Below are 13,772 nucleotides of genomic sequence, written 5' to 3'. Positions count from 1 at the left end.
GCTTCCACGTGATGATCGGACTCGCCTCCATCCGCCCCTCGGGCTGGGATGCTTGGCTGGGTCAGGTACATCGGACGACGTGGACGCGGGAGCTGCTGGATCGTGGAAGACAGGGTGCGGGTGGTCATCGCCGAGGATTCAGTGCTGCTGCGCGAGGGCCTGACCCGGTTGTTGACCGACCGGGGGCATGACGTCGTGGCCGGCGTCGGGGACGCGGAAGCCCTGATCAAGACGGTGGCGGAGCTGGCGGCCGAGGATGCGCTGCCGGACGTGGTGGTGGCTGACGTGCGGATGCCGCCGACACACACCGACGAGGGCGTGCGTGCGGCCGTACGGCTGCGGCGCGAGCATCCCGGCATAGGCGTGCTCGTGCTGTCGCAGTACGTGGAGGAGCAGTACGCCACCGAACTGCTGGCCGGTTCCAGCACCGGGGTGGGGTACCTCCTCAAGGACCGGGTGGCCGACGTGCGGGAGTTCCTGGACGCCGTCGTGCGCGTGGCCCGGGGCGGGACGGCGCTGGACCCCGAGGTGGTCGCCCAGCTGCTCGGCCGCAGCCGCAAGCAGGACGTGCTGGCGGGGCTGACCCCGCGCGAGCGCGAGGTGCTGGGCCTGATGGCCGAGGGACGGACCAATTCGGCGGTGGCGAAGCAGCTCGTGGTCAGCGACGGAGCCGTGGAGAAGCACGTCAGCAACATCTTCATGAAGCTCGGGCTGTCACCGAGCGACGGGGACCACCGGCGGGTCCTGGCTGTCCTCACCTACCTGCGGTCTTGATCGAAAACCCTCTCGACCAAGACTGGGCATTGATCAAAACCTTGATCAACTGACACCCTGTCAGGTGCGGCGATAGCACACCTGGCCGCTGGGGCTCGCACTATTTCTGCACGGCACGAAATCTCGGAATCTCTCGGAATCTCTTGGAATCGCAAGGGATTCTCTCGACAGACCGCCGCAGACGACGGTCCGGAATACGAGCGTCCCCGGAAAAGGCCAGTCCTACCGACGTAGGGTTGACCTTGGGAGCGGGAACGCCACGCCTCGAAGGAGGTCCAGTTCAGTGACCAGCCAGGTCAGTAGTCCAGCCGAACAGGCCGACGGGGCCGAAGGGGCCGAAGGAGCCGAAGGAGCCGTCGTCGGCGAACAACGGACACCCCCGGCCCCGAGCGGCAAGGAAGTACGCCGCCTCGACCGGGTGATCATCCGTTTCGCGGGTGACTCGGGTGACGGCATGCAGCTCACTGGTGACCGGTTCACCTCGGAGACGGCTTCCTTCGGGAACGACCTCTCCACGCTGCCGAACTTTCCGGCCGAGATCCGCGCCCCTGCCGGCACCCTGCCCGGCGTCTCCTCGTTCCAGTTGCATTTCGCCGATCACGACATCCTGACACCGGGCGATGCCCCGAACGTGCTGGTGGCGATGAATCCGGCGGCGCTGAAGGCGAACATCGGGGACGTCCCGCGCGGGGCCGAGATCATCATCAATACCGATGAATTCACCAAGCGCCCGATGGCGAAGGTCGGCTACGACACCTCGCCGCTGGAAGACGGCTCGCTGGGCGCCTACAACATCCACCCGGTGCCGCTGACCACGCTCACCGTGGAAGCGCTGAAGGACTTCGGGCTCTCCCGCAAGGAGGCCGAGCGCAGCAAGAACATGTTCGCGCTGGGCCTGCTGTCCTGGATGTACCACCGGCCCACGGAGGGCACGGAGAACTTCCTGCGGCAGAAGTTCGCGAAGAAGCCGGACATCGCCGAGGCGAACGTGGCCGCGTTCCGCGCGGGCTGGAACTTCGGGGAGACGACCGAGGACTTCGCGGTCTCCTACGAGGTGGCCCCGGCGACGCGGGCGTTCCCGACCGGCACCTACCGCAACATCTCCGGGAACCTGGCCCTGTCCTACGGCCTGATCGCGGCGAGCCGCCAGGCCGACCTGCCGCTCTACCTGGGCTCGTACCCGATCACTCCGGCGTCGGACATCCTGCACGAGCTGAGCAAGCACAAGAACTTCGGCGTGCGGACCTTCCAGGCCGAGGACGAGATCGCCGGCATCGGCGCGGCGCTCGGCGCGGCCTTCGGCGGCGCGCTCGGCGTGACCACCACCTCCGGCCCCGGCGTCGCCCTGAAGTCCGAGACGATCGGGCTGGCGGTGTCCCTGGAGCTGCCGCTGCTGATCGTGGACATCCAGCGCGGCGGCCCCTCCACCGGCCTGCCGACCAAGACCGAGCAGGCGGACCTGCTCCAGGCGATGTACGGCCGCAACGGCGAGGCCCCCGTCCCCGTCGTGGCGCCCCGCACCCCCGCGGACTGCTTCGACGCCGCCCTCGACGCGGCGCGGATCGCGCTGACGTACCGGACCCCGGTGTTCCTGCTCTCCGACGGATACCTCGCCAACGGCTCCGAGCCCTGGCGCATCCCGGACGTCGCCGACCTCCCGGACCTGAAGGTGCAGTTCGCCTCCGGGCCCAACCAGCAGCTCGCGGACGGCACCGAGGTGTTCTGGCCGTACAAGCGGGACCCGCAGACCCTGGCCCGCCCCTGGGCGGTCCCGGGCACGCCCGGTCTGGAGCACCGGATCGGCGGCATCGAGAAGCAGGACGGCACGGGCAACATCTCCTACGACCCCGCCAACCACGACTTCATGGTCCGCACCCGCCAGGCCAAGATCGACGGCATCGAGGTCCCCGACCTGGAGGTCGACGACCCCGACCGGGCCCGCACCCTCGTCCTGGGCTGGGGCTCCACCTACGGCCCCATCACCGCCGCCGTCCGCCGTCTGCGCAATGTCGGCATCCCGGTCGCGCAGGCCCATCTGCGCCACCTCAACCCCTTCCCGAGGAATCTCGGGGAGGTCCTGAAGCGTTACGACAAGGTAGTGGTGCCGGAGATGAACCTCGGGCAGCTCGCCACCCTGATCCGGGCGAAGTACCTGGTGGACGCCCAGTCGTACACCCAGGTCAACGGAATGCCGTTCAAGGCCGAGCAGCTCTCGAAGGTTCTCAAGGAGGCCATCAATGACTGAGGTGACCGACGCCCCCCACCTGCTCTCGCTGGTACCCAAGGCCGAGGCCCAGCAGTCCATGAAGGACTTCAAATCGGACCAGGAGGTCCGCTGGTGCCCCGGCTGCGGTGACTACGCCGTCCTCGCAGCGGTCCAGGGCTTCATGCCCGAGCTGGGCCTGGCGAAGGAGAACATCGTCTTCGTCTCCGGCATCGGCTGCTCCTCCCGCTTCCCGTACTACATGAACACCTACGGGATGCACTCCATCCACGGCCGCGCACCGGCCATCGCCACCGGCCTGGCCACCTCCCGCCGCGACCTGTCCGTCTGGGTCGTCACCGGCGACGGCGACGCCCTCTCCATCGGCGGGAACCACCTGATCCACGCCCTGCGCCGCAACGTCAACCTCAAGATCCTGCTGTTCAACAACCGGATCTACGGACTCACCAAGGGCCAGTACTCACCCACCTCCGAAGTCGGCAAGATCACCAAATCCACGCCGATGGGCTCCCTCGACGCCCCCTTCAACCCCGTCTCCCTCGCCCTCGGAGCCGAGGCCACCTTCGTCGCCCGCACCATCGACTCCGACCGCAAGCACCTGACCGAGGTACTGCGGGCCGCCGCCGACCACCAGGGCACCGCCCTCGTCGAGATCTACCAGAACTGCAACATCTTCAACGACGGCGCCTTCGACGTGCTCAAGGACAACGTGCAGGCGCAGGAGGCCGTGATCCGGCTGGAGCACGGACAGCCGATCCGCTTCGGCGCCGACGGACACAAGGGCGTCGTACGCGATCAGGCCACCGGAGAGCTGGAGGTCGTCGCGGTGACCCCGGAGAACGAGTCCCGGATCCTGGTCCACGACGCGCACAGCGCCGGCCCGACCACCGCGTTCGCCCTGTCCCGGCTCGCGGACCCGCACACCCTGCACCAGACGCCCATCGGGGTCTTCCGCAGCGTGGAGCGGCCCGTCTACGACACGCTGATGGCCGAGCAGCTGGAGACCGCCGTCGACGCCAAGGGCAAGGGAGACCTCAGCACGCTCCTCGCCGGCAACGACACCTGGACGGTCATCGGCTAGCCCCACCGCCCGCACACGGCTACGGCCCGGAGTTCCTCAGGAGCTCCGGGCTCCGTCGTAGGCGGCGCGCGCCGCCTGGACCTCGGGAGTGCGCCGCTCGGTCCAGCGGGCGAGGGCCCACACCTGCTCGGCGGCCTCGCGCCCCAGCTCGGTCAGCGAATAGTCCACGCGCGGCGGGATCACGGGCTTGGCGTCGCGCAGCAGGAATCCGTCGCGCTCCAGCGTCTGGAGGGTCTGCGCCAGCATCTTCTCGCTGACGCCACCCACCTCGCGGCGCAGTTCGCTGAACCGGTAGGAGCGCTCAACGAGGGCGGCCAGGACCAGTACGCCCCAGCGGCTGGTGACGTGTTCCAGTACTCCGCGGGAGGGGCACATCGGCGCATTGACCATCGGAGCGTTGACCATCGGCGGCGCAGCGGCCGCCGTCGCGTTACTTACCTTCATACCAGTACCTTACTTTGAAGTGGGTACTTACGAAAGGTTAGCGCTGTCCTTAGGGTGGTGACACACCCCAACGCAAGGAGCGCACCCCATGAGCATCGTCGTCACCGGAGCCACCGGAGCCCTCGGCCGCCTCGTCGTCGAGGAGCTGCTGAACCAGGTTCCCGCCGAGCGCGTCGCCGTCGTCGTCCGCAGCAAGGAGAAGGCCGCCGACCTGGCCGAGCGCGGGGTCGAGGTGCGCGTCGCGGACTACGACGTCCCCGAGACCCTGGCCTCCGCCTTCCGCCCGGGCGACCGCGTCCTGCTGATCTCCGGCAACGAGGTCGGCCGTCGGGTGCCGCAGCACCTCGCGGTGATCGGGGCCGCGAAGGCCGCGGGCGTCGCCCAGCTCGCGTACACCGGGATCCTCGGCGGCCCCGAGGCCGACTTCGACCTGGCCGCCGAGCACAAGGTCACCGAGCAGGCCGTCCTGGACTCGGGCCTCCCCCACACCTTCCTGCGCAACGGCTGGTACCACGAGAACTACACGGGCCACCTGGGCACCGTCCTGGAGCACGGCGCGGTCGTGGGCAGCGCGGGCGAGGGCCGGATCGCCTCTGCCGCACGGGCGGACTACGCCGCCGCGGCGGCCGCCGTGCTGACCGGCGAGGGCCACCTGAACCAGGTGTACGAGCTCTCCGGCGACACCGCGTGGAGCCTGGCGGAGTACGCGGCAGAGGTCGCGGCCCAGACCGGCAAGGAGGTCGCGTACAGCGAGGTCCCGGCCGGGACGCACCTGTCGATCCTGACCGACGCCGGGGTCCCCGAGGGCTTCGCGGCGATCCTCGTCGACGTGGACGCGGCGATCTCCCGCGGCCGGCTGGCCCACACCGGCGGGGACCTGTCCCGGCTCATCGGCCGCCCGACGACCCCGGTGGCCCACGCGATCGCCTCCGCCCTGGCCTGAGCCGACGCGGCCCCGGCCACACAAGGCCTCGAAGATGTCATGAGTATCTCGTGTCTACGGGCATGACATCCGGCCCCTCCGGCGCTACCTTCGTGAAGTTGGCTGGAATGTGACTGGAGGCCCCCGTGAAAGCGGAGAACGAGCAGCGCACGGGTTTGCTCTACGGATTCGGCGCCTACGGGATGTGGGGGCTGGTCCCCTTGTTCTGGCCGCTGCTCAAGCCGGCCGGGGCCATCGAGATCCTCGCCCACCGCATGGTTTGGTCGCTGGGCGTGGTCGGGGTGCTGCTGCTCGCCATGCGCCGCTGGGGCTGGATACGGGAGCTGCTCCGGCAGCCCCGCAAGCTCGGCCTGACCGCGCTGGCCGCCTCGGTGATCTCCGTGAACTGGGGCCTGTACATCTGGGCCGTCAACAACGGCGCGGTCGTCGAGGCCAGCCTCGGCTACTTCATCAACCCGCTGGTCACCATCGGGATCGGCGTGCTGGTACTCGGCGAGCGCCTGCGCCGCGCACAGTGGGCGGCGGTCGGCATCGGCGTGGCCGCCGTGCTGGTGCTCGCCATCGGGTACGGGCGGCCGCCGTGGATCTCGCTGGTGCTGGCCTTCACCTTCGCCGCGTACGGGCTGATCAAGAAGAAGCTCAACATGGGCGGGGTCGAGTCGCTCGCCGCCGAGACCGCGCTGCTGTTCCTGCCCGCCCTCGGTTACCTGCTGTGGCTGGGGACGCAGGGCCGGTTGAGCTTCGCCTCAGAGGGCCTCGGGCACTCCGCGCTGCTCGCCTCGACCGGACTGGTCACGGCGATCCCGCTGGTCTGCTTCGGAGCGGCCGCGATCCGGGTCCCGCTGTCCACGCTCGGGCTGCTCCAGTACCTGGCCCCGGTGTTCCAGTTCGGGCTCGGCGTCGTGTACTTCCACGAGGCGATGCCGCCGGAGCGCTGGGCCGGGTTCTCCCTGGTCTGGCTGGCGCTCGCGCTGCTGACCTGGGACGCCCTGCGCACGGCGCGCAAGAACCGGGCCGAGGCGGCGCGGCTCGAACAGGCCCGCACCGCCGGACCGGTGGCGGTACCGGAGCCCGTGCCCGCGCCTGCGCCCGAGCCCGCGTAGGGCCACCGGCACCGCACCGCGCGCCCCTCACCCCCACGATCCCCGTCACGGAACCCTCGCCCAGCTACCACTGGGAGGCGTCCCGTGGCGGGGATCGTCCGTTTTCCGAACCATCCTGACCGGATCTCGGTCTTGACGGACAGTCACATCTCCACTGAACATCAGGCTCGCACTGACGCACTATCGCTCAAATGCGCCACCCCGCACGTTCCGTTCAATCCCCAACGGAATTCCGGAGTCCCCCACATGAGCCTGTCCGTCTCCCGGCGCCTGGCCGCCGTGACCGCGATCGCGGTCGCCGGTCTGTTCGCCTCCTCCGCCCCCGCCGCACTCGCCGCCCCCACGGCGCTGACCGCGGCGCCGACACCGCCCGACATTCCGGTCGCCAACGTCAAGGCGCACCTGGCGCAGCTCCAGTCCATAGCCACCGCCAACGCCGGCAACCGCGCCCACGGCCGCGCCGGCTACAAGGCCTCGATCGACTACGTGAAGGCCAAGCTCGACGCGGCCGGTTTCACCACCACCCTGCAGACCTTCACCAGCAGCGGCGCGACCGGCTACAACCTGATCGCCGACTGGCCGGGCGGCGACCCCAACTCGGTGCTGATGTCCGGCTCGCACCTGGACTCGGTGACCGCGGGTCCCGGCATCAACGACAACGGTTCCGGCTCGGCAGCCGTTCTGGAGACGGCGCTCGCCGTCTCGCGCGCCCAGCTCCAGCCCACCAAGCACCTGCGGTTCGGTTGGTGGGGCGCGGAGGAGCTCGGCATGGTCGGGTCGAAGTACTACGTGAACAACCTGCCGAGCACCGAGAAGGCGAAGATCTCCGGCTACCTGAACTTCGACATGATCGGCTCGCCGAACCCGGGCTACTTCGTCTACGACGACGACCCGACCATCGAGCAGACCTTCAAGAACTACTACGCGGGGATCGGCGTCCCGACGGAGATCGAGACCGAGGGCGACGGCCGCTCCGACCACGCCCCGTTCAAGAACGCGGGCATCCCGGTCGGCGGCCTGTTCTCCGGCGCCGACTACACCAAGACGGCGGCGCAGGCGCAGAAGTGGGGCGGCACCTCGGGGCAGGCCTTCGACCGCTGCTACCACGCCTCGTGCGACACGTCGGCGAACATCGACGACACCGCCCTGGACCGCAACTCCGACGCCATCGCGTACGCGATCTGGAACCTGGGGGCGGCCACCCCGGTCCCGCCGGGCCCGTCCTTCGAGAACACCGCGGACGTGAACATCCCGGACTCCCCCGGAGCCGCGGTGACCTCGCCCGTCACGGTCTCCGGCGTCGCGGGCAACGCCCCTGCCACCACCAAGGTCGACGTGAACATCGTCCACACCTACCGCGGTGACCTGGTGGTCGACCTGGTCGCCCCCGACGGCACGGTCTACAACCTGCACAACCGCAGCGGCGGCAGCGCCGACAACCTCGTCCAGACGTACACGGTCAACGCCTCCGGCGAGGTGGCCAACGGCGTCTGGAAGCTCCAGGTCAAGGACGCGGCGGCGCAGGACACCGGCTACATCAACAGCTGGAAGATCACCTTCTAGGACGTGTCCGGCCCTAGGACGGCGGGACCGTCAGCGGCTCCTGTATGAGGGCGCGGAGCTCCTCGGCGACCGCTGCGATGTCGGCGCGGCCCAGCTTCGCCGCTTCCACCAGGTCGCCGAGGTCCTCCGGCGACGGCAGTTGCCTGGCCCCCGCCACGCGCAGGTACGAGCGCGTGGCGGCGGCCGCGTAGAACTCGTTCATCGGCGATTCCAGCGCCGGGCACACCGCGAGGGTGTGCAGAAACGCGGCGGCCCGCCACGCGGTGTCCGGGGCGGGCTGTTCGGGCACCAGGACGAGGTCGTTCTGGTGCCGGGCGACCGCGGCGGCCACCCCTGAGGGATCCCACACGGCGGGATCTGACGGGAGATGGTGGGCCAGAGCGGTCCAGGCCCACTCCATGGTGATCTTCAATTGCCGAACCGCTGCTGGAAGTAGCCCCAGTGATCGGCGAACTCCTCGATGCCGGACAGGAAGTTCTTGCGGTCCTCGTCCAGCTCGCGTTCCGTCACCTCGGTGATCAGTGCGGTGACCGTCGTGCCCAGCGCCGCCGCGCGTGCCTTGAGGCGCTCGTGGAACTCTTCGTCCAGGCGGATGGTCACGTGTCTCGACATGCTTTTCACGGTACAGCGGGCTCGCTGTACACAGGGGCGGAACGGCGGAAGGGTGGGCAGGGACACAGTCCCCGCCCACCCTTCGGACAGCTGCCCGCCGCGGCGGGGTTACTTGTTGGCGTCGGCCGCCTGCACCAGCGCGTCCTTGGTGACCGCGCCGACGTAGACCTTGCCGTCGTCCGTGATCAGGGCGTTGACCAGGCGGGTCTTGAAGACCCGGCCCTCGCCGAACTTGCCGGTGACCTTGCCCCCGAGGGAGTCGAGGAACTGCTTGGCCTCCTTCGGCGCGTTCTTGCCGTTCGCCGCCTTGTCGAGGTCCTGGAGGCCCTTGCCGGCGCCCGTGTCGATGCGGGCGATGGCCGACCAGCCCTCGCCGAGGACCTTCGTGTCGCCCTTGCCGCCCTTGCCGGCCGCGCCGCCGGTCAGGGCGTCGAGGCCGGGGAGGGACTCCAGGCCCTTGAACTCCTTGCCGTGCCCGGCTCCGCCCTTGGCCTCCTCGGCAGCGCCCTCGGTCACCTTGGCGCCCTTGGGCGCGGTGAACGCGAACGTGTCGGCGGGCGGCTTGGCGAAGTCCACCTTGGTGAACCCGGCGTCGACGATCGGCTTGCCGCCCTCGGTGGCCAGCAGCTGCACGCGCAGCGGCACGCCGTTCTTGGCGTCCACCGCGATCTTGACCGAGGCGACGGTGGATCCGGCGTGCTTCGGCTTCAGCACCAGCTGGTAGGCGTCCCGGCCGGCGACCTGGGCGGTCTCGCCCACGCTGACGTCCGTGGTCGGGCCGGCGGCCTTCAGCACGTCCTGCGCGAGCTGCTGGGGCGAGGCGCCGCCCAGCCGGTCCGCGGTCTTCTTCCCGTCCTTGCCTGCCGCCGCGCCTTCGGGGTGCTTCTCGTGCCAGACCTCGTTGGCCTTGGTGTCGTACCCCCAGACGTCGGCGCCGTTGTGGACGAGGCTGTACTCGTCCTTGCCGTCCACGAACGTGAGCTTCTGGCGGTCCGGTCCGTCGGCCGCGACGCGCACGGTGTGCGTGCCGTTCGCCAGCTGCGCGATCTTGTCCTCGGGGTTGGCCGAGCCTCCCGCGACACCCCCGCCGCCGAGGAGGCCGCTCGCCAGGGTCGGAAGACCCAAGTCGGTGCTGATCTTCGCGCTGCCGGACAGCTGCTGCACGTCGGAGGCGGCCACCTTCTCGATGAGCTGCTGCGCCGTCACCTTCGGCAGGTCGGGGCCCCCGGAGTTCGCGAAGGCCGGGACCATCGCCACGGTCGCGGCGGCCACACCCGCCACCGCTACCGGTACGGCGTACCGGGCGGCCTTGCGGGTCTTTGCGTTCGTTGCCATGTCTGCCCTACCTCTTTGTCACCCGTTCTGGTGTGTCTCCATCTGACCAAAGGGGAGGGGGTCGGGGCGTCACTCCCCGGGCTCAACTCGGCGTACGCCCCAGGGATGACACGGCGAGGGCCCCGCATCCTCCTACCCGTAGGGGATGCGGGGCCCTCGCCTGCGCCACACGACGTATCCGGTCGTACCGGGCCGTACCCGGCCTGTGCCCGGCCTGTGCCCGGTCACGTCCTAGCCGGCGCGGTGCACCACCGCGTCGCACAGCTCTTCGAGCGCCGACTTCGCGAAGCACTCCGGCAGCGGCGCGAGCGCGGCCCGCGCTTCCTGCGCGTACCGGATGGTGTCGCGGCGGGCCTGCTCCAGGGCGGGGTGCACCCGCAGCCGGGCGAGCACCTCCGCATGCAGGGCGTCGTCCGTCAGGTCGCCGTCCAGCAGGCCCACGAGCTCCAGGTCGTCGGGGTCGCCGCCCTGGGCCGCCATCTGGCGCAGCTGCAGCACGGGCAGCGTGGGGATGCCCTCGCGCAGGTCCGTCCCCGGGGTCTTGCCGGACTCGTGCGAGTCGGAGGCGATGTCGAGGAGGTCGTCGGCGAGCTGGAAGGCGGTGCCGAGGCGTTCGCCGTACTGGGTCAGGATGTCGACGACCGACTCGTCGGCGCCGGACATCAGCGCGCCGAACCGGCCGGAGACCGCGATCAGCGAGCCGGTCTTGCCGGCGATGACGTCGAGGTAGTGGGCGACGGGGTCGCGGCCGTCGCGCGGACCGGCGGTCTCCAGGATCTGGCCCGTCACCAGCCGCTCGAAGGCCTCGGCCTGGATGCGCACGGCTTCCGGCCCGAGGTCGGCCAGGATGTGCGAGGCGCGGGCGAACAGGAAGTCACCCGTCAGGACGGCCAGCGAGTTGCCCCAGCGGGCGTTGGCGCTGGCCACGCCGCGGCGCTCGTCCGCCTCGTCCATGATGTCGTCGTGGTAGAGCGTCGCCAGGTGGGTGAGCTCGACGACGACCGCGGCGGGCACGATCCCGGGCGCGTAGGGATCGCCGAACCGGGAGGCGAGCATCACGAGCAGCGGCCGGAACCGCTTGCCGCCGGCCCGGAGCAGGTGCTGTGCGGCCTCGGTGATGAAGGGGACTTCGCTCTTGGTGGCCTCCAGCAGACCCGCCTCGACGGCGGCCAGTCCGGCCTGGACATCGGTCTCAAGAGCCTGGTCCCGCACGCTCAGTCCGAACGGCCCGACGACGGTCACGAGGGGTACTCCTGTCTGCTGACGATCACGGTGACGATCACCTGGATTGTCGATGTGTCGCTGCCTTCACTCAAGCCAGCGTATCCGGTCTGTTTTCGATCACCGAGAGCGCCCGTCATGTCGCCACCCACGCACTGCCCGATGCGCACCGGTATGTTCAGGAGGAGCCGAAACACCTGGAGAATACGTTTTGTCCAGAACTGGCACTGCACTAAACCGCCGTCGGGTGGCTGACGACGGGCCGCTGCGTCGACCTGCTGACGCTCGTCCCGGTGATCGCTCCGGCCGTCTCCTTCGCGGTCGTGTTCCGCAGCCCGCGGGTGACCCGTGAGTGGCACGGGCGGCTGCGCCCGTACGTGGGTCCCTCCCCGCACGATGCACCCCCTCCACTGAGGCGAACGAGGCGACGAGGCGGTTCCCACATGATCATCCGTACCGAGTTCCCGTACCCGACGGCGCACGAGGACGTCCGGATCCCGATGCCGGACGGCGTGGAGCTGTACGCCCGGATCTGGCGCCCCGTGACGGACGAGCCGGTCCCGGCCCTACTGGAGTACGTGCCGTACCGGCTGACCGACTGGACCGCGCCGCGCGACTGGCAGCGCCACCCCTGGTACGCGGGCCACGGCTACGCCTCGGTCCGGGTGGACGTACGGGGCCACGGCTGCAGCGGCGGGAACCCGGGCGACGAGTACGACGCGCGGGAACTGACCGACGGGATCGCGGTGGTGCAGTGGCTGGCGGAGCAGGAGTGGTGCACGGGGTCGGTGGGGATGTTCGGGATCTCGTGGGGCGGTTCCAACTCCCTGCAGATCGCGGCGCTGGCACCACCGGCCCTGAAGGCGGTCGTCACCGTCTGCTCCACGGACGACCGCTACGACAACGACGTCCATTACATGGGCGGCTCGGTGCTCGCCGTGGACATGCACGCGTGGGCGGCGACCATGCTGGCCTTCGCGGCCCGCCCGCCGGACCCGCTGTTCGCCGGCGAGGGCTGGCGCGGGCAGTGGTTGGCGCGGCTGGAATCCGTCGAACCCCTGATCCACACCTGGCTGGCGCACCAGACGCGGGACGACTACTGGCGCCACGGCAGCGTCTGCGAGGACTACCCGGCGATCGGCGCGGCCGTGCTCGCGGTCGGCGGCTGGCACGACCCGTACCGGGACACGGTGCTGCGGCTGGTGTCCCACCTGCCCGCCGAACGGGTCCGCGGGCTGATCGGGCCCTGGTCGCACCAGTACCCGGACCGGGGGCTGCCGCCGGGCCCGTCGATCGGGTTCCTCCAGGAGACCCTGCGCTGGTGGGACCACTGGCTGAAGGGCACGGACAACGGGGTGATGGACGAGCCGCTGTTGCGCTCCTGGATCTCGGAGTCCCATCCGCCGGCGACCTCGTACGAGGTGCTGCCGGGCCGCTGGGTCGGGGACTCCGAGTGGCCCTCCCCCGCCGTCACGCCGGTCACCTACGCGCTCCAGGGCGCGCCGGTGGCCATCGCGTCCCCGCAGCACACGGGACTGGACGCGGGGCGGTTCTTCCCGTTCGGCAACTCCGCGGACCTGCCGCCGGACCAGCGGGAGGAGGACGCGAAGTCGGCCTGCTTCGAGTTCCCGGTGGGGCGTGGGCCGGTGGAGGTCCTGGGCCGGGCCCGGGTGACGGCCCGGCTGCGGATGGACGTCCCGTACGGCCAGGTGGTGGCCCGGCTGTGCGACGTGGCGCCCGACGGCTCCTCGACGCTGGTCACCCGGGGCGCGCTGAACCTCTCCGCCAGGCTGGGCCGGGACAAGGCGGTGCCCTGGCCGGTGGGGGCGTACGAGGACGTGGTCTTCGAGCTGAACGGCATCGGGCACTGCTTCGCGGCCGGCCACCGCATCCGGCTCGCGCTGTCCTCGGCGTACTGGCCGTGGATCTGGCCGCGGGCCGGCTCGGAGGCGGGCTGGACCCTGGACCCGGCGGGCAGTTCGCTGGTCCTGCCGGTCCGGTCCGCGGATCCCGAGGACCGCGGCGGGATCGCGTTCGAGCCGCCGGAGCAGTCGGAGCCGCTCGGGGTGTCGTACCCGGCCACGCTGGACGAACCGCGGCCGCAGCGGCTGGTCGTACGGGACGTCGCGCGCGGCAGGTGGCGACTGGAGGTCGACCCCCGGTACGGCGGGACCCGGGTGTACCCGGACGGCCTGGAGTACGGCGAGGAGGCGCTGGAGGTGTACGAGATCGACTCGGCGGACCCGCTGTCGGCCCGGACCCGCTCGGACTGGCGGATCCGGCTGCACCGGCCCGAGCTGGCCTGGGACGTACGGGTGGAGACCCGCTCGGAGGTCTCCTGCGACGAGGGCGGCTTCCTGACCTCGAACGAGCTGGTGTGCCGGGAGGGCGAGGAGGTGGTCTTCCACCGCACGTGGGAGCGCCGCCTACCGCGCGCCGCAGGCTGAGGCCGCAGGCCGGGGCCGCCACACC

12 protein-coding genes are annotated in these 13,772 nt (G+C 70.4%); 7 read left to right on the top strand and 5 right to left on the bottom strand.

Annotated elements, in window-relative coordinates; translation table 11 throughout:
* Positions 1–114: 114 nt before the first annotated feature.
* From OG974_RS24645 to OG974_RS24635, 3 genes are all read left to right on the top strand, one after another.
* Complete coding sequence (locus OG974_RS24645; RefSeq protein WP_030161942.1) at positions 115–774, top strand: response regulator transcription factor; 660 nt, start codon at positions 115–117, stop codon at positions 772–774.
* Between the two features lie 283 nt (positions 775–1,057).
* Entirely contained in the window at positions 1,058–3,019 is a 1,962-nt protein-coding gene (locus OG974_RS24640) for a 2-oxoacid:acceptor oxidoreductase subunit alpha (RefSeq protein WP_371644504.1), read from the top strand.
* Complete coding sequence (locus OG974_RS24635; protein ID WP_329314294.1) at positions 3,012–4,079, top strand: 2-oxoacid:ferredoxin oxidoreductase subunit beta; 1,068 nt, start codon at positions 3,012–3,014, stop codon at positions 4,077–4,079. The genes OG974_RS24640 and OG974_RS24635 overlap by 8 nt, the downstream gene beginning before the upstream one ends.
* Positions 4,080–4,115: 36 nt before the next feature.
* On the opposite strand, the gene OG974_RS24630 is transcribed toward OG974_RS24635, so the two are convergent.
* Positions 4,116–4,523: a winged helix-turn-helix transcriptional regulator gene (locus OG974_RS24630; RefSeq protein ID WP_371644502.1), complete on the bottom strand. Its 408-nt coding sequence runs from the start codon at positions 4,521–4,523 to the stop codon at positions 4,116–4,118.
* An 88-nt stretch (positions 4,524–4,611) separates the two neighbouring features.
* Between OG974_RS24630 and OG974_RS24625 the strand changes: the two genes are divergently transcribed.
* The 3 genes from OG974_RS24625 to OG974_RS24615 all read left to right on the top strand — a co-directional run bounded on the left by OG974_RS24625 (position 4,612) and on the right by OG974_RS24615 (position 8,132).
* Complete coding sequence (locus OG974_RS24625; protein ID WP_327284853.1) at positions 4,612–5,466, top strand: SDR family oxidoreductase; 855 nt, start codon at positions 4,612–4,614, stop codon at positions 5,464–5,466.
* A gap of 125 nt (positions 5,467–5,591) precedes the next feature.
* Positions 5,592–6,569 (top strand): EamA family transporter RarD, encoded by a 978-nt coding sequence (gene rarD / locus OG974_RS24620; RefSeq protein ID WP_371644499.1) that lies wholly within the window; start codon positions 5,592–5,594, stop codon positions 6,567–6,569.
* Positions 6,570–6,815: 246 nt separating this feature from the next.
* Positions 6,816–8,132: a M28 family metallopeptidase gene (locus OG974_RS24615; protein ID WP_371644497.1), complete on the top strand. Its 1,317-nt coding sequence runs from the start codon at positions 6,816–6,818 to the stop codon at positions 8,130–8,132.
* Between the two features lie 13 nt (positions 8,133–8,145).
* On the opposite strand, the gene OG974_RS24610 is transcribed toward OG974_RS24615, so the two are convergent.
* The 4 genes from OG974_RS24610 to OG974_RS24595 form a co-directional block, all read right to left on the bottom strand.
* A complete protein-coding gene (locus OG974_RS24610; protein WP_327284850.1) occupies positions 8,146–8,544 on the bottom strand; it encodes a hypothetical protein in 399 nt (132 codons plus the stop codon).
* Positions 8,541–8,744 (bottom strand): ribbon-helix-helix domain-containing protein, encoded by a 204-nt coding sequence (locus OG974_RS24605; protein ID WP_223835884.1) that lies wholly within the window; start codon positions 8,742–8,744, stop codon positions 8,541–8,543. Before OG974_RS24605 ends, OG974_RS24610 begins: the two co-directional genes overlap by 4 nt.
* Positions 8,745–8,852: 108 nt before the next feature.
* Positions 8,853–10,079, bottom strand: coding sequence for a DUF2092 domain-containing protein (locus OG974_RS24600; RefSeq protein ID WP_327284849.1), 1,227 nt, complete (start codon positions 10,077–10,079; stop codon positions 8,853–8,855).
* Between the two features lie 231 nt (positions 10,080–10,310).
* Positions 10,311–11,321: a polyprenyl synthetase family protein gene (locus OG974_RS24595; RefSeq protein ID WP_327284848.1), complete on the bottom strand. Its 1,011-nt coding sequence runs from the start codon at positions 11,319–11,321 to the stop codon at positions 10,311–10,313.
* A 422-nt stretch (positions 11,322–11,743) separates the two neighbouring features.
* Between OG974_RS24595 and OG974_RS24590 the strand changes: the two genes are divergently transcribed.
* Entirely contained in the window at positions 11,744–13,747 is a 2,004-nt protein-coding gene (locus OG974_RS24590) for a CocE/NonD family hydrolase (RefSeq protein WP_328763371.1), read from the top strand.
* Positions 13,748–13,772: the final 25 nt, after the last annotated feature.

The organism is Streptomyces sp. NBC_00597, from assembly GCF_041431095.1.
Classification (GTDB): domain Bacteria; phylum Actinomycetota; class Actinomycetes; order Streptomycetales; family Streptomycetaceae; genus Streptomyces.
The sequence above is the reverse complement of the archived record's forward strand: the minus strand, read 5'-3'. Positions and strand labels throughout refer to the sequence as shown.